General features: G+C 64.4%; 22 protein-coding genes. 12 read left to right on the top strand and 10 right to left on the bottom strand.

Features of this window, described 5'->3' with window-relative positions; translation table 11 throughout:
• Positions 1-34: 34 nt before the first annotated feature.
• Together I6F37_RS31825 and I6F37_RS31820 are read left to right on the top strand one after the other, a co-directional pair.
• A complete protein-coding gene (locus I6F37_RS31825; protein WP_050995895.1) occupies positions 35-907 on the top strand; it encodes an ABC transporter permease in 873 nt (290 codons plus the stop codon).
• The gene (locus I6F37_RS31820) at positions 904-1,776 is read left to right on the top strand and encodes an ABC transporter ATP-binding protein (protein ID WP_036005639.1); all 873 of its coding nucleotides are present in this window, start codon (positions 904-906) and stop codon (positions 1,774-1,776) included. Before I6F37_RS31825 ends, I6F37_RS31820 begins: the two co-directional genes overlap by 4 nt.
• Positions 1,777-1,907: 131 nt before the next feature.
• Here I6F37_RS31820 and I6F37_RS31815 read toward each other — a convergent pair whose 3' ends face one another.
• The 3 genes from I6F37_RS31815 to ald form a co-directional block, all read right to left on the bottom strand.
• Complete coding sequence (locus tag I6F37_RS31815) at positions 1,908-2,966, bottom strand: YeiH family protein (RefSeq protein WP_036005585.1); 1,059 nt, start codon at positions 2,964-2,966, stop codon at positions 1,908-1,910.
• Positions 2,967-3,077: 111 nt separating this feature from the next.
• A complete protein-coding gene (locus I6F37_RS31810) occupies positions 3,078-3,296 on the bottom strand; it encodes a hypothetical protein (protein ID WP_027546306.1) in 219 nt (72 codons plus the stop codon).
• 267 nt (positions 3,297-3,563) lie between these two features.
• Positions 3,564-4,679, bottom strand: coding sequence for an alanine dehydrogenase (gene ald / locus I6F37_RS31805; RefSeq protein WP_225153703.1), 1,116 nt, complete (start codon positions 4,677-4,679; stop codon positions 3,564-3,566).
• A 143-nt stretch (positions 4,680-4,822) separates the two neighbouring features.
• Here ald and I6F37_RS31800 point away from each other — a divergent pair, with 143 nt between their 5' ends.
• From I6F37_RS31800 to I6F37_RS31775, 6 genes are all read left to right on the top strand, one after another.
• Complete coding sequence (locus tag I6F37_RS31800; RefSeq protein ID WP_025035213.1) at positions 4,823-5,302, top strand: Lrp/AsnC family transcriptional regulator; 480 nt, start codon at positions 4,823-4,825, stop codon at positions 5,300-5,302.
• Positions 5,303-5,442: 140 nt separating this feature from the next.
• Positions 5,443-5,928 (top strand): (2Fe-2S)-binding protein, encoded by a 486-nt coding sequence (locus I6F37_RS31795; RefSeq protein WP_109144328.1) that lies wholly within the window; start codon positions 5,443-5,445, stop codon positions 5,926-5,928.
• Positions 5,925-6,941 (top strand): xanthine dehydrogenase family protein subunit M, encoded by a 1,017-nt coding sequence (locus I6F37_RS31790; RefSeq protein ID WP_225153702.1) that lies wholly within the window; start codon positions 5,925-5,927, stop codon positions 6,939-6,941. The genes I6F37_RS31795 and I6F37_RS31790 overlap by 4 nt, the downstream gene beginning before the upstream one ends.
• A 7-nt stretch (positions 6,942-6,948) precedes the next feature.
• The gene (locus I6F37_RS31785; protein ID WP_225153700.1) at positions 6,949-9,153 is read left to right on the top strand and encodes a xanthine dehydrogenase family protein molybdopterin-binding subunit; all 2,205 of its coding nucleotides are present in this window, start codon (positions 6,949-6,951) and stop codon (positions 9,151-9,153) included.
• Between the two features lie 96 nt (positions 9,154-9,249).
• The gene (locus I6F37_RS31780) at positions 9,250-11,607 is read left to right on the top strand and encodes an Orn/Lys/Arg decarboxylase N-terminal domain-containing protein (RefSeq protein ID WP_036023350.1); all 2,358 of its coding nucleotides are present in this window, start codon (positions 9,250-9,252) and stop codon (positions 11,605-11,607) included.
• Positions 11,608-11,613: 6 nt separating this feature from the next.
• On the top strand, positions 11,614-12,189 hold the full coding sequence (locus tag I6F37_RS31775; protein WP_225143995.1) for a GNAT family N-acetyltransferase: 576 nt from the start codon (positions 11,614-11,616) through the stop codon (positions 12,187-12,189).
• A 3-nt stretch (positions 12,190-12,192) separates the two neighbouring features.
• Here the strand turns inward: I6F37_RS31775 and I6F37_RS31770 are convergent, their stop codons facing one another.
• A complete protein-coding gene (locus I6F37_RS31770; protein ID WP_036005605.1) occupies positions 12,193-12,405 on the bottom strand; it encodes a hypothetical protein in 213 nt (70 codons plus the stop codon).
• 164 nt (positions 12,406-12,569) lie between these two features.
• Here I6F37_RS31770 and I6F37_RS31765 point away from each other — a divergent pair, with 164 nt between their 5' ends.
• The gene (locus tag I6F37_RS31765; RefSeq protein ID WP_057030105.1) at positions 12,570-13,511 is read left to right on the top strand and encodes an ornithine cyclodeaminase family protein; all 942 of its coding nucleotides are present in this window, start codon (positions 12,570-12,572) and stop codon (positions 13,509-13,511) included.
• A 36-nt stretch (positions 13,512-13,547) separates the two neighbouring features.
• On the opposite strand, the gene I6F37_RS31760 is transcribed toward I6F37_RS31765, so the two are convergent.
• Both I6F37_RS31760 and I6F37_RS31755 read right to left on the bottom strand, forming a co-directional pair.
• Positions 13,548-13,988, bottom strand: a complete 441-nt coding sequence (locus I6F37_RS31760; protein WP_109144333.1) for a flagellar basal body rod protein FlgC — start codon at positions 13,986-13,988, stop codon at positions 13,548-13,550.
• Positions 13,989-14,104: 116 nt separating this feature from the next.
• The gene (locus I6F37_RS31755) at positions 14,105-15,154 is read right to left on the bottom strand and encodes a hydroxyacid dehydrogenase (protein ID WP_036035094.1); all 1,050 of its coding nucleotides are present in this window, start codon (positions 15,152-15,154) and stop codon (positions 14,105-14,107) included.
• A gap of 242 nt (positions 15,155-15,396) precedes the next feature.
• On the opposite strand from I6F37_RS31755, the gene I6F37_RS31750 reads away from it, so the two are divergent.
• The 3 genes from I6F37_RS31750 to I6F37_RS31740 all read left to right on the top strand — a co-directional run bounded on the left by I6F37_RS31750 (position 15,397) and on the right by I6F37_RS31740 (position 17,002).
• A complete protein-coding gene (locus I6F37_RS31750; RefSeq protein WP_036005614.1) occupies positions 15,397-15,948 on the top strand; it encodes a thiamine pyrophosphate-binding protein in 552 nt (183 codons plus the stop codon).
• A gap of 8 nt (positions 15,949-15,956) precedes the next feature.
• Positions 15,957-16,553, top strand: a complete 597-nt coding sequence (locus I6F37_RS31745; RefSeq protein WP_225111779.1) for a thiamine pyrophosphate-dependent enzyme — start codon at positions 15,957-15,959, stop codon at positions 16,551-16,553.
• Positions 16,554-16,630: 77 nt separating this feature from the next.
• Positions 16,631-17,002: an antibiotic resistance protein VanZ gene (locus I6F37_RS31740; RefSeq protein ID WP_036005619.1), complete on the top strand. Its 372-nt coding sequence runs from the start codon at positions 16,631-16,633 to the stop codon at positions 17,000-17,002.
• Between the two features lie 40 nt (positions 17,003-17,042).
• Here the strand turns inward: I6F37_RS31740 and I6F37_RS31735 are convergent, their stop codons facing one another.
• The 4 genes from I6F37_RS31735 to gcl all read right to left on the bottom strand — a co-directional run bounded on the left by I6F37_RS31735 (position 17,043) and on the right by gcl (position 21,110).
• A complete protein-coding gene (locus I6F37_RS31735) occupies positions 17,043-17,426 on the bottom strand; it encodes a DUF1236 domain-containing protein (RefSeq protein ID WP_036005622.1) in 384 nt (127 codons plus the stop codon).
• A gap of 112 nt (positions 17,427-17,538) precedes the next feature.
• On the bottom strand, positions 17,539-18,426 hold the full coding sequence (locus I6F37_RS31730; protein WP_036005625.1) for a 2-hydroxy-3-oxopropionate reductase: 888 nt from the start codon (positions 18,424-18,426) through the stop codon (positions 17,539-17,541).
• A gap of 100 nt (positions 18,427-18,526) precedes the next feature.
• Positions 18,527-19,312 (bottom strand): hydroxypyruvate isomerase, encoded by a 786-nt coding sequence (hyi, locus tag I6F37_RS31725; RefSeq protein WP_036005630.1) that lies wholly within the window; start codon positions 19,310-19,312, stop codon positions 18,527-18,529.
• Between the two features lie 13 nt (positions 19,313-19,325).
• Positions 19,326-21,110: a glyoxylate carboligase gene (gene gcl, locus I6F37_RS31720; protein ID WP_036005633.1), complete on the bottom strand. Its 1,785-nt coding sequence runs from the start codon at positions 21,108-21,110 to the stop codon at positions 19,326-19,328.
• Positions 21,111-21,257 lie beyond the last annotated feature (147 nt).

Raw genomic sequence — 21,257 nt, 5'->3', positions numbered from 1 at the left:
CAGCCCCGCCCTCGTCAGACAGCCCGAGGACAGCATGCCGGCAACAGCACTTGCTGAGGCGGGCTCCGCGCCCGCCGCCATCATCCGGCCTTCGACGCCGCCTTCCTTCGCCACACTGGGGTTGCGCTGGTACCGGCTCAATCGGGCAGGTCTGCGCGCGGCGGCAATCGGCGTGATTTCGCTGCTCGCCTTTCTGCTGGTCTGGCATCTGCTCACGACCTATCGGGTCGTGTTCTTCGTGCGCTTCACCAACGTGCCCTCGCCGCTCGCGGTCTATGACAGCTTCATAAAGGCGATTCACGATCCTAAATTCCTGATGCACATCCTGCTCAGTTGCCGGCGCATCTTCATCGGATTCTCGCTCGCGGCGATCGTCGGCGTGCCGCTCGGCCTGATCATGGGGCGCTTCAAGCTGGTGCATGAGGTGATTTTCCCGGTCGCCGAAGTGCTGCGGCCGATCCCGGCAATCGCCTGGGTGCCGATGGCGATCATGCTGTGGCCGACCAACGAGCAGAGCATCGTCTACATCACCTTCCTCGGTTCGTTCTTCCCGATTCTCGTCAACACCCTGCACGGCATGTCGCTGGTCGACCCCGTGCTGGTACGCGCCGCACAATGTCTCGGCGCGCGCGAACGCTCGATCTTTCGGGAGGTCTATTTCCCAGCCTCGCTGCCGCACATCTTCACCGGCCTCACCGTCGGCATGGGCGTCGCCTGGGTGTCGCTGATCGCGGCCGAGATGATCTCCGGTCAGTACGGCATCGGTTACTTCACCTGGGAAGCTTATTCGCTGGTCCAATATGCCGACATCGCGCTCGGCATGATCGCGATCGGGGTGCTCGGCCTCGGATCGAGCCTGCTGATCCGGGGCGCGGGGCAATTGGTGATGCCGTGGAGATCGACATGAGCGAGGTGCTAGCGAACAGCCCAAAAGGCCACATCGAAGTCAAGAACTTCTCCCTCGCCTACGAGACCATCGAGGGCGCGGTGCAGGCTGTCACCGACACGCAGATCCATGTGCGGCCCGGCGAGTTCGTGTCGATCGTCGGCCCGTCCGGCTGCGGAAAGTCGACGCTGCTCAATGCGGTCGCAGGCTTCCTCAAGCCGACGACCGGTGTAGTTACCGTCGACGGCGAGCGGGTAAACGGTCCGAGCGCCGAACGCGGCATGGTGTTTCAGCAATATTCTCTTTTTCCGTGGAAAACCGTGCGCGAGAACGTCGAGTTCGGCCTGAAGATGCGCGGCATGCCGCGCTCGCAGCGCGAACGCGCCGCGCGCACGCTGTTGGGGCTTGCGGGACTCGAAGCGTTCGAAAAGCATTATCCGGAAAAGCTCTCCGGCGGCATGAAGCAGCGCGTCGGCATCGTCCGCGCGCTCGCGACGGGACCGAAAGTGCTGTTGCTGGACGAGCCCTTCGGCGCGCTCGACGCGCAGACGCGCGTCATCATGCAGCAGATCCTCACCAATATGTGGCAGCGGCTGAAGATCTCGGTGCTGTTTGTCACCCACGACATTGACGAAGCCATCTTCCTGTCCGACCGCGTCTATTGCATGACCGCGCGGCCGGGCTCGATCAAGGCGGAGATCCCGATCCCGCTGGAGCGGCCGCGGCAGCAATCGATGATGATGTCGTCGGAATTCTTGGCGCTCCGCCGCGGGCTGATGTCGCTGATCCGCGAAGAGAGCCTGAAGGCGATGGGCGGCGAGATCAACGACTTGGGCATGCAGGGGCTGAACATCGAGCTGCACGGCCACTCGCTCGCGGACGTGATTTAGCTTACCGCTCGCAGCAATGACGGTCTCGTAGGGTGGGCAAAGCGAAAGCGTGCCCACGGTTCTCCGTCTCTTAAGAACGGTCGGCACGGCGCTTGCGCCCCTTTGCCCACCCTACTGCAGCTTTGCCCTGATCACTTGAACCAGTGCACCAGCGCGATGCTGATCCCCAGCAGCAGCAGCAGCGACAGCGTCACGGCCGCCGTCACCCGGCCGCCGACATTGGCGAGCACGCGCACGTCGACGCCAAGGCCGAGGGCGGCCATCGAGACCACCGTGAGAAAGCTCGTGATCGTCGTCACGGGGCCAACCACCGTCGCCGGCACGATCTCCAGCGAGCGCAGGGTCGCAAGCGCAAGGAAGCCGAGGATGAACCAGGGGACCAGGCGGAAGAAGCCGACGCTGGTTTTCTTGGCATCGCTCTGCCAGCGCGAAGCGACCAGCGACAGGCCGACGACGACCGGGCCGAGCATCAGGACACGCATCAGCTTCACCAGCGTGCCGATCTGGGTTGAGACGAGACCTGCCGGCACCGTCGCGGCGAGCACCTGCGGCACTGCGTAAACGGTGAGCCCGGCGAGAATGCCGTACTGCGTTGCGGACAATTGCAGCAGCGGGATCAGCAGCGGCAGGCCCAGCACCATCATCACGCCAAGGATCGCCGTAAAGGAGATCGAGGATGCAATCTCGTCGTTGCTGGCGCCGATGATGGGCGCCACTGCGGCGATGGCGGAATTGCCGCAGATCGAGTTGCCGCAGGCGATCAGGATCGACAGGCGCGTCGACAGGCCGAGTAGCCGGCTGAGGCCGAAGGAGACGCAGAGCGCGACCACGACGACCGCGGCGATGGAGGCGAGCAGCGCAATGCCGGAAGCCGCGATCGCGGCAAAGCTGATGGAGGCCCCGAGCAGCATCACCGCGACTTCCAGCAGTTGCTTGGCGCTGAAGGCGATGCCGGCCTGCCACCGCGGGGCCGGCTTCCAGAAGCTGCGCACCGCCATGCCGAGCAGAATCGCCATGACCAGCGCCTCGACATAGGGGTGCTCGAACATGCCCAGTTCGGCCCGCTCGAGCAGGGCCGACACACCGGCCACGAGAACGCAGAGGAGGATGCCCGGAATCAGCGCCGCAATACGGCCCGCGGCGGTGACCGGCTTGGAATCGGCCGGGCTGGATGCTTGATTCTGCGACACAAATCTCTCCCGAAGGAGAAAGATTTATACGCACCACGACCCGATTGGGAAATATGTTTTCGACATATCAGGGCCGAGAGAAGTTCTGTCCTCGGACCGGAATAAACGGCCTCAGAAGATCAGGTTCTTGGCCAGCGAGGCGACGCGGCTGAAACCGTCATAGATGCCGGGCTCGAAGAAGGCTGCACGGGCCAGCACGATGCCCGCGACCAGCGACCAGAACAGGGTGGTGCCGGCCCGCAGCAGGAGCTTCGAGGCGCGCGACTTCGGCTGTGTGTCCGTTGCGGACACCAGTTGCTCGCCGAAGGGCTCAAATCCAGTGCGTTCCATGGCTGCCGATCCACCAATTTCTGGCGGAAATGTCGTCGTTTCGGCTGCAAACAGCAATGGAAGCGATTGGCGTTTTTGCGCTCGGAAGGGGAAACTCCTTCCTCCTGACAGGACCGCGGCAATAGTTTTCTTCTTTCCGCCTATTTGGACACCGCCGCTCCGGTCACAACGCCTTCACCGCGTCGGATTCCCCGAGGGCTCGGGAGCACGGCGGCAGCGCCATCTTCCGGTCGGTTGATGGCGCCGCACCGACGATGGCCCATCTCGCTACGCCGCCAGTCCGCTCTCTACTGGCGCAAACTCCAGCCCCAGACTCTCCGCCACCGCCTTGTTCGTCACCCGGCCGCGATGCACGTTGAGCCCGTTGCGCAGATGCGGATTCTCCAAGATGGCCGCAAATCCCTTGTTGGCGAGCATCAGGCCGAACGGCAGCGTGGCGTTGTTCAGGGCTTGGCTCGAGGTCACCGGCACGGCTCCCGGCATGTTGGCGACGCAATAGTGAACGACGCCGTCGACCTCGTAGGTCGGCTCCGCGTGCGTGGTCGGGTGCGAGGTCTCGAAGCAGCCGCCCTGGTCGATCGCGACGTCGACCAGCACGGCTCCCGGCCGCATCGATTTCAGCATCGCACGGGTGACGAGCTTCGGCGCGCTGGCGCCAGGCACCAGCACTGCACCGATCACGACGTCGGCGGCGAACACCTCGTCCTCGACCGCCTCGATGGTGGAGAAACGGGTGCGTACGCGTCCAACAAACAGATCGTCTAGTTCGCGCAGGCGCGGGATCGAGCGGTCGATCACGGTGACTTCGGCACCTAAGCCGGCGGCCATGCGTGCCGCCTGCGTTCCGACCACGCCGCCGCCGAGCACGACGACGCGTGCCGGCTGCACGCCGGGCACGCCGCCGAGCAGCAGGCCGCGGCCGCCGCTGGAACGCCTGAGCGCGGCGCCGGCGGCCTCGATGGCGAGGCGGCCGGCGACTTCGCTCATCGGGGCGAGCAGCGGGAGGTGACCGCTCGCGTCCGTGACGGTTTCATAGGCGATTGCGGTGCAGCCGGAAGCAAGCAGGCCCTTGGCCTGGTCGGGATCCGGCGCAAGATGAAGGTAAGTAAAAAGGATCTGGCCTTCGCGAAGCTGAGCCCATTCGCTCTTCTGCGGCTCCTTCACCTTCACGATCATGTCGGACTTTGCAAAGATCTCGCGAGCGGTCTCGGCAATGGACGCCCCTGCCCGCCGGTACACCTCGTCGGACGCACCGATGCCGCTGCCCGCGCCGCTCTCGACCGTCACCTGGTGCCCGGCGGCAACGTATTCGCGGACCGCACCTGGGGTGAGCCCGACGCGATATTCCTGCACCTTGATCTCCTTCGGAACTCCGACGCGCATCTTGATCTCCCTCGCCAATGCTTTGATTCCATTGTTGATCGTAGCGAGAGGGTCGGTTTGGTTTCGTGCAAATATCCGCTACCTTGGCAGCGCCCGCGCCGGTTTCCGGCGCGAAATGGTCCTTTGACGCTGGAAACGAAACCTTGGCCCTCGACCGGAAAGACCTCGCCATCCTCGCGGAACTCACGACCAATGCGCGAGCCAGCCACACCGAGCTTGCCAACAAGATCGGCTTGTCGAGCACGGCGCTGGCGCGGCGGCAGAAGGCGCTGGAGGATGACGGCTACATCCAGGCCTACCAGGCCGCGCTCGACCTGGCCCAGTTCGGCCTCACCACCACGGTGCTGGTCCGCATCGCGCTGGAGAGCCAGAGCGACGAGGCGCTGAAGGCGTTCGAGGCAGAGGTGACGAAATGCCCCTCTGTCGTGCGCTGCTTCCTGATGTCGGGGACGGACGACTACATCCTGATCGTGCTCGCCCGCGACATCCAGGATTTCGAGCGCATCCATCGCACCGAGCTGTCCCGCCTGCCCCGCGTCGCGCGGGTGCAATCGAGCTTCGCGCTGCGCGAGATCGTCAACCGCGCGGTGCCGACCGTGGTGTTCGGCGAGACCAAGCGCTGATCTCGTCGATCCGATCGGGAGAACCGATTGGGAACCAAGCAACTCGTCATCCGTTGGGCGCTATCGGCCAGCGGCGGCAACGCAGTCTCGCGTCATTTGCACAATTTGCCCGGCTCGGCCTTTCCGCAGGGAAATACACCATGGCCGACCTTACGATCCCCGAACGCATTCCGATCAACCTCGTCGTCAATGGCGAAAGCCGCGCGCTCGAGGTCATGCCATGGACCACGCTTCTGGATGCGCTACGTGACCGTCTGCAACTGACCGGCACCAAAAAAGGCTGCGATCACGGCCAATGCGGTGCCTGTACCGTGCTGATCGACGGAAGACGGGTCAATTCCTGCCTGACCCTGGCCGTCATGAAGGATGGCGCCGAGATCACGACCATCGAAGGCTTGGCCAGGGACGGCGCGCTGCATCCTCTGCAACAGGCCTTCATCGACCACGATGCCTTTCAGTGCGGTTATTGCACGCCGGGGCAGATTTGCTCTGCCGCGGGCCTGTTGGCCGAAGGCCGTGCGCGCGATGCGGATGAGATCCGGGAGCTGATGAGCGGAAACCTCTGTCGCTGCGGTGCCTACCCCAACATCGTGGCTGCGATCGAGCAGGCAATGAGCCGGTCATGAACAACTTCCAATATTCCCGCGCAAGCGATGTTGCCGACGCCATCCGCCTGCTCGCCGCCGATCCCGGTGCGAAGTTGATCGCCGGCGGCACCAACCTGATCGATCTGATGAAGGAGAACGTCGAACGGCCCTCCCGGCTGATCGACATCTCTCGCCTGCCGCTCCGCGACGTCGAGGAGACAGCGGACGGCGGTCTGCGCATCGGCGCCTTGGTGCCGAATTCGGACCTCGCCTACCATCCGTTGATCGAGCAGCGCTATCCCCTCCTTGCCAGCGCCATACTGGCCGGCGCCTCCGCGCAACTGCGCAACATGGCCTCGGTCGGCGGCAATCTGATGCAACGTACGCGCTGCCCCTACTTCTATGACACCACGACACCCTGCAACAAGCGAAGCCCCGGCACGGGCTGCTCGGCCGTCGATGGCCTCAACCGCAACCATGCCATCCTCGGCACCAGCAACTCCTGCATCGCGACCAATCCATCCGACATGAGCGTGGCGCTGGCCGCGCTCGGCGCGCTCGTACATATCGCACGCCCCTTGGGGCAGCGCACCATCGCGCTGACGGATTTCCATCGGCTTCCTGACGACAAGCCTCATCTCGATACCAATCTCGGCAGCGGCGAGATCATTATCGCCATCGAGCTGCCGCCGAACGGCTTTGCCCGGACTTACAGCTATCTGAAGATCCGCGACCGGCTGTCCTACGCCTTTGCTCTGGTCTCGGTCGCGGCCGCGCTCGAACTGGAGGGCAACGCGATCGGCGAAGCGCGCCTTGCGCTCGGTGGCGTGGCCCACAAGCCCTGGCGAAGCCTCGAGGCCGAAGCCGCATTGCGCGGTCAGGCGGCAACACCGGATCATTTCGGGCGCGCCGCCGACCTGCTGCTGCAGGGAGCGACGGCACGCTCCCACAACGGGTTCAAAATCGACCTGGCGCGCCGAGCCGTCGTGCGTGCGCTGATGCAGGCCGCAAGCGCCACGCCGCAATCACAAGCTCACAAGAAGATCGCATGAGGGCCCGATGAACGCCTATGTCGGAACATCAACGTCGCGCGTCGACGGCCGCGCCAAGGTCACCGGGGCCGCCAAATATGCCGGCGAGTTCGCGGCAGACGGTCTTCTTCACGGCTTCGTCGTCGAGGCCAGCATCGCGCGTGGACGCATCGCTCGTCTCGACACCAGCGAGGCGCTGAAGGTGAAGGGCGTGGTCGACGTGCTCACGCATGAACATCGGCCGCCCCTCGCCGACAAGGACGAAGCCTGGAAGGATGAGGTGGCGCCGGAAAAGGGCTCGCCGTTCCGGCCGCTCTATGATGAGAGGGTCAAGTTCAACGGCCAGCCGATCGCACTGGTCGTCGCGGAGGACCGGGAGATCGCCAAGTTCGCCGCAACCCGCGTTCGCGTCGAATATGAGCAGGAGGCGTTTTCGACCGATCTTGAATCCGAACGCGGCAAGGCCGAGAAGGTGGATCAACCGCACAAGCCGCGTGGTGATGCCGCAGCAGCCCTGACGCGCGCGGCCGTGCGCCACGAGGCGGATTACGTCATTCCGACCGAGCACCACAACCCCATGGAGCTCTTCGCGACGACAGCCGTCTGGAACGGCAGTGGCGGGCTCACGGTCTACGACAAGACGCAGGGCGTCCAGAACGTCCAGAAGTTTCTCTGCAGTGTTTTCGGCAAGAAACCGGACGACATCCGCGTGATCTCGCCCTATGTCGGCGGCGCCTTCGGCTCGGGCCTGCGGCCGCAGCACCAGGTGGTGCTGGCAACCCTTGCCGCGCTCGCACTGAAGCAGTCCGTCCGCGTCGTGCTGACGCGGCAACAGATGTATGGCCTCGGCTATCGTCCCATGACCATCGAGCGCGTTGCGCTCGGTGCAAAGCCGGACGGCACGCTCGATGCGATCACCCACGAAGCCGTTGCCGTGACCTCACGTTATGAGGGTTTTTCGCGCAACGATACGGGCTGGGCCGAGCAGCTTTACAAGAGTCCCCACAGCAACTTTTCGCATAAGCTGGTCGAACTCGACGTTTCGACGCCCTGCGACATGCGCGCGCCGGGTGCGGCAACGGGCGTCTGCGCGCTCGAATGCGCCATGGACGAATTGGCCGTCGCGCTGAAGCTCGATCCGGTCGAGCTGCGCCTGAGGTGCTACTCGGATCGCGACCAGAGCCAAGGCCTGCCTTACACCAGCAAGCAGCTGCGCGAATGCTACGCCCGCGGCGTCGAAGCGTTCGGCTGGAGCCGGCGTAATCCGGCGCCGCGTTCCATGCGAGACGGCAAGGAGCTCGTCGGCTGGGGCATGGCGACCGGGGTGTGGGAAGCGCTGCAGATGCCGGTCGCCGTCCGCATCGTGCTGACGGCCAACGGCCATGCCGAGGTCTCCTGCGCCGCGTCCGATATCGGCACCGGCACCTACACCATCGTGGCGCAGGTCGCGGCCGATGCCCTCGGGCTGCCGATCGAGAATATCAGCGTCCGGCTCGCCGATTCGACCTTGCCGCAAGCCCCCGTCGAGGGCGGCTCCTGGATGGCGGCATCAAGCGCGCATGCGGTCTTAGGAGCGGCCGAAGAAATTCGCTGGGAACTCGCACGTCTTGCCGAGGCCATGCCGGGCTCACCGCTCGCTGACCTCGACGCCGCCGACGTCACCCTGACTGACGGCATGATCGCCAGCAGCGACGGTCGCGGGGCCGCTGTTTCGATTGCGGATGTCATGCGCCACAGCAAGCTCGAGCGGATCGAAAAGGAGAAGCTCAACCAATTCGCGGAGGATAAATCGCATGCCCGCAACACACATTCGGCGGTCTTCGCGGAGGTGAAGATCGACGAGGAGCTGGGAATTATCCGCGTCACCCGGATCGTGAATGGGGTCGCGGCCGGGCGCATCCTGAACACCAAGACCGGCCGCAGCCAGATCATGGGCGGGGTGGTCTGGGGTATTGGAATGGCGCTGCACGAGGAAACGGTGATGGATCACCGCTTCGGCCGCATCATGAACGCGAACATTGCCGAATACCACATTCCCGTGAACGCCGACGTCCACGACATTGACGTCATTTTCGTCGACGAGCCCGACGACCGCATCAACCGGTTGGGAATCAAGGGGCTCGGCGAGATCGGCATCGTCGGCGTCCCGGCCGCAATTGCGAACGCCGTCTATCATGCCACCGGCAAGCGCATCCGGCGCTTCCCGATCACACTGGACAAGCTGCTGGAGTGAAGCGTCAGGCTAACCTTGCCGCAGCACTCGGGCATGTCATCCAGATGTCATCGAATGTGCAGAGAGCTGTATCTTCCTGCACATTCGGGACCTGCCATGGACTATTTCAAGCGCTTCAACTTCCTGTTCGCCGCCCCTGTGTTCGATGCCGACGATCTCGAAGGCGTCCGCTTCAACCAGATCATCGAGGAGATCCAGCGCTCCGGCTTCGAGGTGGTCCGGGCCCGCAAGCTGGAGGATGCCGAGATGGCGGTGCAGACCGATGCTGCGATCGGCTGCATGGTGGTTGACTGGGGCAAGAAGGGCCTGGAAGGCAAGACCTCGGCGCTGATCAATCTGATGCGCCGCCGAGGCCTCGATTTCCCGATCATCCTGCTGATCCGTCGCAAGCGGTTCGAGGATTTGCCGGTCGAGGTGCTCGATTTCATCGACGGCTATGTCTTCCTGTCCGAGGAGACGCCAACCTTCATCGCCAAGAACCTGATCAGCCGTCTGAAGCAATATGCCGAGACGCTGAAGACGCCGTTCTTCGGCGCGCTGGTCGACTATGCCGAGGAAGGCAACCAGCTCTGGACCTGCCCGGGCCACAATGGCGGCGTGTTCTACAACCGCAGCCCGATCGGGCGCGTGTTCGTCGAGCATCTCGGCGAATCCGTGTTCCGCGACGACCTTGACAATTCCGTGCTCGACCTCGGCGACCTCCTCACCCATGAGGGCCCGGCGCTGAGGGCGCAGAAGGAAGCGGCGGCGATCTTCGGTGCGGAAAAGACCTATTTCGTGCTCAACGGCACCTCGACCTCGAACAAGGTCGCGCTGGGCGCCCTCGTCACCGACGGCGATCTCGTGCTGTTCGACCGCAACAACCACAAGGCCGCCCATCACGGCGCGCTGATGATCAATGGCGGCATCCCGGTCTATGTGCCGACCGTTCGCAACGCCTGGGGACTGATCGGCCCGATGCGCTGGGACCGGCTCGAAGAGAAGAGCTTGCGCGAGGCGATCCGCAACCATCCCCTGGTGAACGATCGCGACGCTTGGCGCAAGGAGCGGCCGTTCCGTGTCGCCGTGGTCGAGCAGTGCACATATGACGGCTCGATCCACAGCGCCGAGATGATCATCAAGCGTATCGGCCATCTCTGCGACTACATCCTGTTCGACGAGGCTTGGGCCGGCTTCATGAAATTCCACCCCCTTTATGCCGGCCGCTTCGCCATGGGGCTGGTAAATCTCTCGCCCGACGCCCCCGGCATCATCGCGACGCAGTCGACCCACAAGCAGCTGGCAAGCTTCTCGCAGGCCTCGCAGATCCACATCAAGGACCGCCATATCCGCGGCCAGAAGCGTCGCGTCGAGCACCGCCGCTTCAACGAGAGCTTCATGCAGCACGCCTCGACCTCGCCGTTCTACCCGCTGTTCGCCTCGCTCGACGTCGGCGCACAGATGATGAAGGGCCGCTCCGGCGAAGTGCTGTGGGACGACACGATCCGGCTCGGCATCGAGCTGCGCAAGAAGATCCGCGCGATGCGCCAGGAGTTCGAGGAGAAGGAGCAGAACCCGGATCGCCGCTGGTTCTTCGAGCCCTTCGTTCCCGATCGCGTCGCCATTGCCGATGTCAGCCGTCCCGGCGCGGCGCATAACGTCGCCTGGGAGACTCTCTCGACCGACGAGCTCGCCACCAACCCCGCGCTGTGGCAGCTCTCCCCGGATACCAACTGGCACGGCTTTCCCGATCTCGCGGAAGGCTTTGCCATGACCGATCCGAACAAGCTGACGCTGCTCACGCCCGGGTTCGATCGTGCGACGGGAGCTTATGCCGAGCACGGCATTCCCGCGCCGGTCGTCGCGCAATATCTGCGCGAGAACCGCATCGTCCCCGAGAAGAACGACCTCAATTCCCTGCTCTTCCTGCTCACGCCCGGCGTCGAGGCGAGCAAGGCGGGCACGCTGATCTCCGGCCTCGTCGCGTTCAAGCGACTGCACGACGACAATGCGCTGCTCGCCGACGTCATCCCCGAATTCTATCAGAGGCGGCAGGCGCGCTACGCCGGTGCACGGCTGCGTGACCTCTGCGGCGAGATGCACCGTTTCTTCCGCACCGCCGATGTCAGCGCGCTCCAGGCGCGGCAGTTCATGCCCGAGCATATGCCCGAGATCGCGATGTCGCCCCGCGATGCCGCGCGCTATCTGTTCAAGAACGACGTCGACTACCTCCCGATCGAGGCGATCGCGGGCCGAATCGCGACCACGCCGTTCGTGGTCTACCCGCCCGGCATCGCCACCATCGTGCCCGGCGAGCGGCTGACGGAACGAGCCAAGCCCATGATCGATTATCTCAAGATGTTCGAGACCTGCTTCAACACATTTCCGGGCTTCGACGTCGAGATCCAGGGCGTCTACAAGGAGGTCGATGCGAATGGGCGCATCGGGCTCTACACTTATGTCGTGACCGAGTAGGTGCCGATGAACGAAGCAGCTGCGCGCGCGAGCGATGAACCCGTCCTGGTTCGGCCATCACGCGAAAGCGACATCGAGGCGATGCTGGCGATCTACCGCCATCACGTCCGCAGCGGCGTGCCGCGCGATGTCGAAGGAACCGGTGCGCCGGAGCCGGACGATCTGCGCGACCGGCGCAAGAACCTGAAGCAGACCCGCCTGCCGCATCTGGTTGCGACCTGGCGCGGCGAGGTCGTCGGCTATGCCTATGCCGTGCTGTTCCGCAAAAGGCCGGCCTATCGCTACACCGCCAAGCACTCGATCTACGTCCACCACGCCCATCTCGGCCGCGGGGTCGGACGGCTGTTGCTGCAGGAATTGATCGACGCCTGCGCGGCGGCCGGCTTCCGCCAGATGATCGGCTATATCGATGCCGATAACGCGCCCTCGCTGAAGCTGCACGAGCGGTTCGGCTTCGCGCGCGCCGGCCTGCTCAGCGGCGTTGCCTACCGCCACGGCCGCTGGTCCGACACCGTCATGGTGCAACGCTCGCTCGGCGCGGGGACGACGACGCCCCCGCCCGTCACGGCACCCGGGCGCTAGTCGCTACGACGGGAAGTCGGCGGGTCTGACATGGATGCGGTCGGCATGCAGTGACCAGTGATGCAACGCCTGGTCCTTGCAGAACCTCGCTTTCGCCCGTTCCCTGGCCTCGTCCTCGTCGGCGGCGTCGATCTCGAGCGTGCCCTGGCAGACCTCGCATTGCCGGCCGTATTCGCCGAGCACGTCCTTCATGAACCTGACGACATAAGTTGACATGGGACCTCCCTGCCTGCCCGCCGGCACTCTAGTCCCATTTAGGCCGGACGGGGAAAGGAGATTTTGACGCGGATCAAGGCTTGTCCAGTCCCGGCGGAAGATTCGTTGCGGAACCTGCCGCGCGGGTTTATGGGCAAATGCCGGTCGCCAATGAGGAACTTGCCTTGCACTTTGTCTCCGATACCGAAGTCACGAAGGCTCTGACCTTTCCGATCCTGATCGCGGCCCTCGAAGAAGCGCATCGCCGGCCGAAGATGGAGGTGCTGGACGCCTTCCTTGGAGACGAGAGGGGGCAATACGTCATCCGCAGCGCCGTCGATTCCGGCCGATACATGGCCAGCAAGATGTTCACCAGCTTTCCGGCCAATCTGGCCGAAGGCAGGATGCCGGCGGTGCAGGCCGTGTGCGTGCTGTTCGACGGCACCAACGGCCGGCCGCTGGCGGCGATGGACGGGACCGAGATCACGCATTGGCGCACCGCAGCCGACTCCGCGTTGGCCACGAAACTGCTCGCCCCGCCCAATCCCGAGACGCTGCTCTGCGTCGGGGCCGGCGAGATGTCCGAATGGCTGATCCGGGGTCATCGCACCGTGCGGCCGTCACTGGAGCGCGTGCTGATCTGGAATCGCAGCCCGGACCGGGGCGTGGATCTCGCTCAGCGCTTGGCGAAGGCCGGCATCAAGGCGGAAGCAATCACGGATCTCGACGCCGCGACGCGCGAGGCCGATGTCATTACCACCTGCACCCGCGCGCATCAGCCGCTGATCAAGGGCCGCAATCTGCGGCCGGGCACGCATCTGGACCTCGTCGGCGGCTACACACCGCAAACCCGGGAGGCTGATGACGAGGCGGCCAAGCGCTCCCGCGTCTTCGTGGACCGGCGGGAATCCGCCTTCCACGGCGTCGGCGACATCCTGCAGCCGATCGCGAGCGGCGCGATCAGCGAGGCAGACGTCCTCGGCGACCTCTACGACCTCGTCGGCGGCCTTGTGCAGGGGCGAACGTCACCGTCCGACATCACGTTCTTCAAGAACGCGGGCGGCGGCCATCTCGACCTCATGACCTGCGAGGCCGTGTTCCAGCAGCTCGGCGCAAAGCTGGGGTAGTGGCCCAGGCTGGCGAGACACGGCCGACGTCAGCCCTCACGCCTTGATGTCGAGGAGCGTGTCTTGCGTCTCGGCGTAGGCCTGAATGACCTTCGCATTGGCAACGAAGCTGTATTTTGCGGTCACCAGCTGAGCGAATTCGCTAGCAAGATCGACATTCGGCGCTGCCACCAGGCCGTCCTGGTTTGCGAAGGGAGCGCTCGGGTCGGATTGCGCGGTATAGCTCGGCGATACCGTCGATACGGTCGCAACCGTACCGCCCGGCGTCGAACCGCTCGACTGGGAGACCTGATCGACCCGCAAGGGCACGTAGGCTGCAGGAAACGTTGGAGCAATGCCCGCACCGGCCGATGCGCTCGACCCGCCTGACGCGGGTAGTGGGCCGGTCGTCCTGATGTTGGCGATATTGCTCGCCGCCACGTTCACGCGCAAACTCGCCGCAGAAAGTCCGGATGTCGCAATCGAAAGTATGCTCATGCTCCCTGATCTACAGGAGAGGTCATACGCGTTCATTCACGCCATCAGTAAAATCCACCGCTCTCCGTTTTCATCCTGATAACCAAGGATCGGCGCGCGACTGGGCTTCGCGCGCCCTACCCCGGCGTCACGCCAAAAGCCTGCTTGAAGCGCTCGGCATAGCGCGGCCAGGCTTCGGGATTGATGATGCGCGGCGGGCGCTTGCCGTCGAGCACATCCAGCACTTGCTCGGCGGCGATCCGGCCCATGTTCTGGCGCGCCTCGATGGTGACGCCTGCCGTGTGCGGGCTCGCCAGCACGTTGTCGAACTGGAGCAGCGGATGCTCCGGCGGCGGCGGCTCCTTGGACCAGACGTCGAGGCCGGCACCGGCGATGCGCTTGTCGCGCAGCGCCTGCAGCAGCGCGTCCTCGTCGTGGATGAAGCCGCGTGCGGTGGTGATGAAATAGGCATGCGGCTGCATCAGCGCGAATTCGCGTGTGCTGATCAAGTTGCGGCTGCCCTTGTTGAGCGGGCATGAGATCGAGACGAAATCGGCGCGGCGCAACAGCTCGTCGAGCTCGACCTTCTCCCCGCCCCGCTCGGCCATCACCTCGGCCGACAAATACGGATCGTAGGCAAGCACCGTCATGCCGAGCAGGCCCTTGCACAAGGCGGCGATGCGCCGGCCGACATTACCGAGGCCGATGATGCCGACGGTCTTGCCCTCGACCTCGTTGCCGACGAGATCGTTGCGGTTCACGTCGCGCTCGCGGCGCAGCCGGCGATCCGACTGGATGATGCGCTTGGACAGCGTCAGCATCATCGCCAGCGCGTGCTCGGCGACCGAATGGGCGTTGCCGCCGGACTGGTTGACGACTACGACGCCTGCCTCCGTGCAGGCCTCGACGTCGACGGGATCGAAGCCGGCACCATTGCTGGAGACCAGCAGCAAATTCGGCGTCCGCTTCAGGAAGGCGGCATCGACATGGAAATGCGGGGCGAGCTCATCGCGGGCGGCGCCGACCTGGTAGACGTGGGCAGCGCCGAGGAGCGGACCATAAACATCCTCGGGGCTTCCATTTTCGATGCGATCGAGCCGGACGTCGGGCCGGGCCTTCAGGATATCGATATAGATCGGATTGGCCAAATAATTGGAGTAGACGACGCGCTTGTTGTTGACGGACATCAGGACCCTTCCGGCTCGTTCGCGGGAGATTCGCAAGGTCAGCGCGATGCGCGCCCTCCTATGCCCCTCCCGTGTTCTGGTTGTCGCCGCTTATGCCATGGCGGTGCCGGCCACGGCAGGCCTGCTGGCGCAGATCACGGTGACGGCGCGGACATGTTGACAATCCCGCTGCCCGCGTCAAGTTCGGCAGACCGCCGCGACGGCCAGAACCAAGAAGCATGCGCGGCCCCAGGGAGAGCGCGATGGCGATTGCGGAACAGCAGCCGCAGGGGAGCAGCGACGGAAGCTGGCACGGCATCGTCCTGCAAACCTTGAAGCGGAACGAGATCAACCTGATCCCTTACGTGCCGGACCGCGTGCTGACGCCGCTGATCAAGAACCTGCACGCCGATCCCTTCTTCACCACTTTCGCGACCGCCCGTGAGGAAGAGGCCGTCGGCATCGTCGCCGGCGCCTGGATGGGCGGTCGGCGCGGCGCGGTGCTGATGCAGACCTCCGGCTTTGCGACGCTCGCAAACGTGCTGGCCTCGCTCGCAGTGCCCTACCAGATTCCGCTGATCATGCTCGTCTCTGAGCGCGGCACGCTCGGCGAATTCAACTACGGCCAGTCCCTGGTCTGCCGCACCATGCGACCGGTGCTGGATTCGCTGGCGCTGGAGCATCACACCATCACCCGGCTCGACGAGCTCGAATTCATCGCCGACCGCTCGATCAAGCAGGCCGTCACCACGCAGGCGCCGGTGGCGTTGATCCTTAACCCGCTGCTGACGGGCGGCAAGGTCTTCGACAAGTGAGGCCGACGATGAACACTGGCAACACCAAGGTGATGAACCGCTTCGACGTCACCTCGCGGCTGATCGCGAAGCTGAAGCACGAGGAAGCCGTGATCGGCGGCATCGGCAACACCAATTTCGATCTGTGGGCCGCCGGCCACCGCCCGCAGAACTTCTACATGCTGGGCAGCATGGGACTCGCCTTTCCGATCGCGCTTGGCGTGGCGCTGGCGCAGCCCGACCGCCGCGTCTTCGCGCTCGAAGGCGACGGCTCGCTCCTGATGCAGCTCGGTGCGCTCTCGACGATTGCAGCCTTGAAGCCGAAGAACCTCACGATGATCGTGATGGACAACGGCATCTACCAAATCACCGGGGCGCAGCCGACGCCGGCAGCGAACGTTGCCGACATCGTCGCCATTGCCATTGGCTCTGGTCTTGCGAGCAGCGCCTGGGCCGCGGACGAGGAAGATTTCGAGCGGTTGGTCGACGACGCCATGGCCGCTTCCGAGCCGAGCCTGATCGCGGTCAGGATCGACGACAAGCCCGGCGTGGGCACCACCCGGCGCGACCCCGTGCAGATCCGGGAACGCTTCATGCATGGCCTCGGCGTGCGCGATCCGCTTTAACATTTTTGTCATTAACTACACGGCGATCTGATACGAGCCTCGCGACAACCCGACCAAATTCGTGCTAAGCGACCCGGATGTTCATTCGTACCTTTGCCTGGCTGCTCGCCGCTGCCGTTACGTTCGCCACCCTCGGTCCTCCCGGCCTTCGCCCCCATTCCGACCTCGGTCAGGACGGCGAACATGCGCTTGCCTTCGTCATGGTGGGATTGGCCTTCGGCCTCGCCTATCCACGCCGGCGCCTGCTGAGCGCAGCGGCCGCGGTCGTCCTGATCGGCGTTCTCGAGCTGATGCAATTTTGGGCACCCGGCCGTCACGCGCGGCTGGTGGATTTTTTGGTCGATGCTGCCACCGCGTGCCTCGGCTTTGCACTCGCCGCCGCCGCAGACCGGCTACTCTCGCGCTTTCGCACCAGCTCCGCCATGACAAGCGAAGGCCCCGCGGAGTGATGCTCCGCAGGGCCCTGCTCAGCACAAAGAATTGCGTCGATCAGTCGATGATCTTGACCACGCGGCGTGTGCGCGGCTCGACGATCACCCGGCGATCGTTCACGACCGCATAGCGATATTCGGTGTAGTTCGGCACGGGCCGCAGCACCACGGTCGGAGGCAGCGGCTCGCCGACCACGACGCGCTCCTGGACCACGACGGAGTCGCTGCGAGGAATTCCGCCGAGGACCGCATTCGGAATTTCGAGACCGGCGCCGACGGCTGCGCCCACGGTGCCGCCAACCATTGCACCGATCGGGCCGCCGATGTCGCCACCTGCACGCGCGCCGTCCCTGGCGCCCTGTTCGGTCGTCGACTGAGCAAAGGCTGCGCTCGATGCCAGCAGCGACGCTGCAGCCAACGTAATCGCAAGACGGGTTTTCATGGTGTTTTGTCTCCAGTGATTGTCCTGCGCCTTCAACCCGCGGGGCCGGAGCATTGTTCCGGTTCCCCTGCGACGAAAGATGCATCACTGGACAGTGTTACCGCGTAACAGTTCAGGCCCTGGCGATCTCATGCCCCGCCATCAGTTCCAGCGCCCGCACCATGGCGGAGTGATCCCAGGCCTTGCCGCCATGTGCGGTGCAGGACGAGAACAATTGCTGCGCCACCGCCGTGCTCGGCAGCGACAGGCCGAGTGCACGCGCACCTTCGAGCGCGAGATTGAGATCCTTCTGGTGCAGCTCGATGCGGAAGCCAGGATCGAAATTGCGCTTCACCATGCGCTCGCCATGCACCTCCAGAATTCGCGAGGACGCGAAGCCGCCCATCAGCGCCTTGCGCACCAGCGCGGGATTCGCACCGGCCTTGGATGCGAACAACAGGGCCTCGCTCACCGCTTCGATGGTGAGCGCGACGATGATCTGGTTGGCAACCTTTGTCGTCTGCCCGTCGCCGTTGGCGCCGACATGCGTGACGTTCTTGCCCATCTTGTCGAAGATTGGCTTCATGGTGCCAAAAGCCCGCTCGGGCCCGCCGACCATGATGGTGAGGCTCGCCGCCTTGGCGCCGACCTCCCCGCCCGACACCGGCGCATCGAGATAATCGGCGCCGAGCGCCTCGATCTTTTTTGCAAACTCCTTCGTCGCCAGCGGCGAGATCGAGCTCATGTCGACGACGATCTTGCCCTTGGAGATGCCGCTAGCGACACCCTCCTTGCCGAACAGCACGGCCTCCACATGCGGCGTATCCGGCACCATGATGATGACCGCGTCCGCCTGCTCCGCGACCTCCCTGGCCGATGTGCAGGCGATGCCGCCCGCGGACATCAGCTCCGGCGCGATCGGAGCAACGTCACGCAGAAGCACCCGATGGCCCGCAGCCAGCAGATGGCCGGCCATCGGCCGTCCCATGGTGCCAAGTCCGATGAAGCCGATGTTGGTCATGTCTGATTTCTCACAGTTGGAGTAGCAAAACTCATCCGCGCACTCGGTGCACCTCTCCCGCTAGCGGGAGAGGGAGCGCACCGCCGACGTGGCAATATTCTCAGGTCTCAAACGTCTGTGCCGCATGCCACGACAGGCCCTCCAGCGTCGTGGTGCGCGGCTTGTATTCGCAGCCGATCCAGCCGCGATAGCCGATCGCGTCGAGGTGGCGGAACAGGAAGGGATAGTTGATCTCGCCGGTGCCGGGCTCGTGACGGCCGGGATTGTCGGCAAGTTGGACGTGAGCAATCTGAGGCAGATATTCCTGCATGGTGCGGGCGAGATCGCCTTCCATGATCTGCATGTGGTAGATGTCGTACTGGATGAAGAGGTTGTTCGATCTCACCTCGGAGATCAGCTGCACCGCCTGCTCGGTGCCGTTGAGGAAGAAGCCGGGAATGTCGAGCGTGTTGATGGGCTCGACCAATAGCTTGATGTTCTCTCGCGCCAGCGACGAAGCTGCAAAACGCAGATTCCCGACCAGCGTCTCCCGAAGCTCGTGCGGATCGGCGTCGACAGGGGCGATGCCGACGAGGCAGTTGAGCTGCTCGCAATCGAGCGCCCTGGCATAATCGATCGCGCGGAACACGCCGTCGCGGAATTCGGCGATGCGGTCGGGCAGGATCGCAATGCCGCGCTCGCCCCCCGCCCAGTTGCCGGCGGGGAGATTGTGCAGCACCTGCGTCAAGCCATGCGCCTCGAGCTGCTCGCGCAGCTGCGCCTTGTCGAAATCATAGGGGAAGAGATATTCGACCCCGGCAAAGCCCGCCGCCTTCGCCGCCGCAAAGCGGTCGAGGAACGGCATCTCGTTGAAGAGCATGGTGAGATTGGCGGCAAATTTCGGCATGGTGCTTCTTCCCCTATTCCGCCGGCTGCAGCACGCGCGTGGTCTCGACTTCGTCGAGCGGAAGGTCCAGCACCTCCTCGAACTCGACGATGTTGTCGATCTCCGTGCCCATCGCGATATTGGTGACCCGTTCGAGGATGAACTCGACCACCACAGGCACGCGGTGCTTGGCCATCAATTCGCGGGCGGTCGCAAACGCTGCCTGCGTGTCCTTCGGGTCGGTGACGCGGATGGCCTTGCAGCCGAGGCCTTCGGCGACCGCGACATGGTCGACGCCGTAGACGCCGATCTCGGGCGCGTTGATGTTCTCGAAGGAGAGCTGGACGTGATAGTCCATGTCGAAGCCGCGCTGGGCCTGTCGGATCAGGCCGAGATAGGAATTGTTCACGACGACGTGGATGTAGGGCAGATTGAACTGCGCGCCGACCGCGAGCTCCTCGATCAGGAACTGGAAATCGTAGTCGCCGGAGAGCGCGACGATCTCGCGCTCCGGGCACGCCGCGCGCACGCCGAGCGCGGCCGGCAGCGTCCAGCCGAGCGGCCCCGCCTGCCCGGCATTGATCCAGTTGCGGGGCTTGTAGACGCCGAGGAACTGCGCGCCGGCGATCTGCGACAGGCCGATCACGGTGACATAGGTGGTGTCGCGGCCGAACGCCTTGTTCATTTCCTCGTAGACGCGCTGCGGCTTGATCGGGACGTTGTCGAAATGGCTCTTGCGCAGCATCGTCTTCTTGCGGTCGCGGCAGGCCGCAGGCCACGCCTGGCGCTCGCGGAGCCTGCCTGACCGGCGCCACTCCCTGGCGACGGCGACGAACAGTTCGAGCGCGGCCTTTGCGTCCGAGACGATGCCGAGATCGGGATTGAACACGCGCCCGATCTGCGTCGGCTCGATGTCCACGTGAACGAATTTGCGACCCTTGGTGTAGGTCTCGACCGAGCCGGTGTGGCGGTTGGCCCAGCGATTGCCGATGCCGAGCACGAAGTCGGACTCCAGCAGCGTGGCATTACCATAGCGGTGGCTGGTCTGGAGACCCACCATGCCGGCCATCAGCACGTGATCATCGGGGATCGCGCCCCATCCCATCAGCGTCGGCACGACGGGTATGTTGGCGATTTCGGCGAACTCGACCAGCAGGTCCGAGGCGTCGGCGTTGATGATGCCGCCGCCCGCGACGATCAGCGGCCGTTCGGCGGCGTTGAGCATCTCCAGCGCCTTCTCGACCTGCTTGCGCGTCGCGGCGGACTTGTAGACCGGCAGCGGCTCGTAGGTCTCGTCGTCGAACTCGATCTCGGCCAGCTGCACGTCGAGGGGCATGTCGATCAGCACCGGCCCTGGCCTGCCTGAGCGCATCACGTGAAAGGCTTGGCTGAACACACGCGGCACCAGCGCCGGCTCACGTACCGTCAGTGCCCACTTCGTGACAGGCTTTGCAATCGACTCGATGTCGACCGCCTGGAAATCCTCCTTGTAGAGCCGCGCGCGCGGCGCCTGCCCGGTGACGCAGAGGATCGGGATGGAATCGGCGATCGCGGAGTAAAGACCGGTGATCATGTCGGTGCCAGCCGGCCCGGAGGTGCCGATACAGACCCCGATATTGCCGGCCTTGGCGCGTGTATAGCCTTCGGCCATGTGCGAAGCGCCCTCGACATGGCGCGCCAGGATGTGGCGGATCGAGCCGCGCTTCTTCAGCGCCGAGTAAAGTGGATTGATTGCAGCGCCGGGAACACCGAAGGCCGTCGATATACCTTCCTTCTCCAGGATACGCACGGCCGCATCGACAGCTCGCATCTTCGCCATATCGGACCTCGCTCAAATTGCGTCAGCGAGCGAGATCATCAGATACGCAGAAGCCGATCTCAACGAGACCGATTTTATTTTCCACGATGCGGCAACCACGAGAAAATCGTGGACGTGTCAATCGGTTAGATCAACAGATGCGTGAAA

The organism is Bradyrhizobium sp. NBAIM08 (genome assembly GCF_020193935.1).
Taxonomy (GTDB): Bacteria; Pseudomonadota; Alphaproteobacteria; order Rhizobiales; family Xanthobacteraceae; genus Bradyrhizobium; species Bradyrhizobium yuanmingense.
Note: the sequence above shows the minus strand (reverse complement) of the source record. Positions and strands in the feature narration are given on the sequence as shown.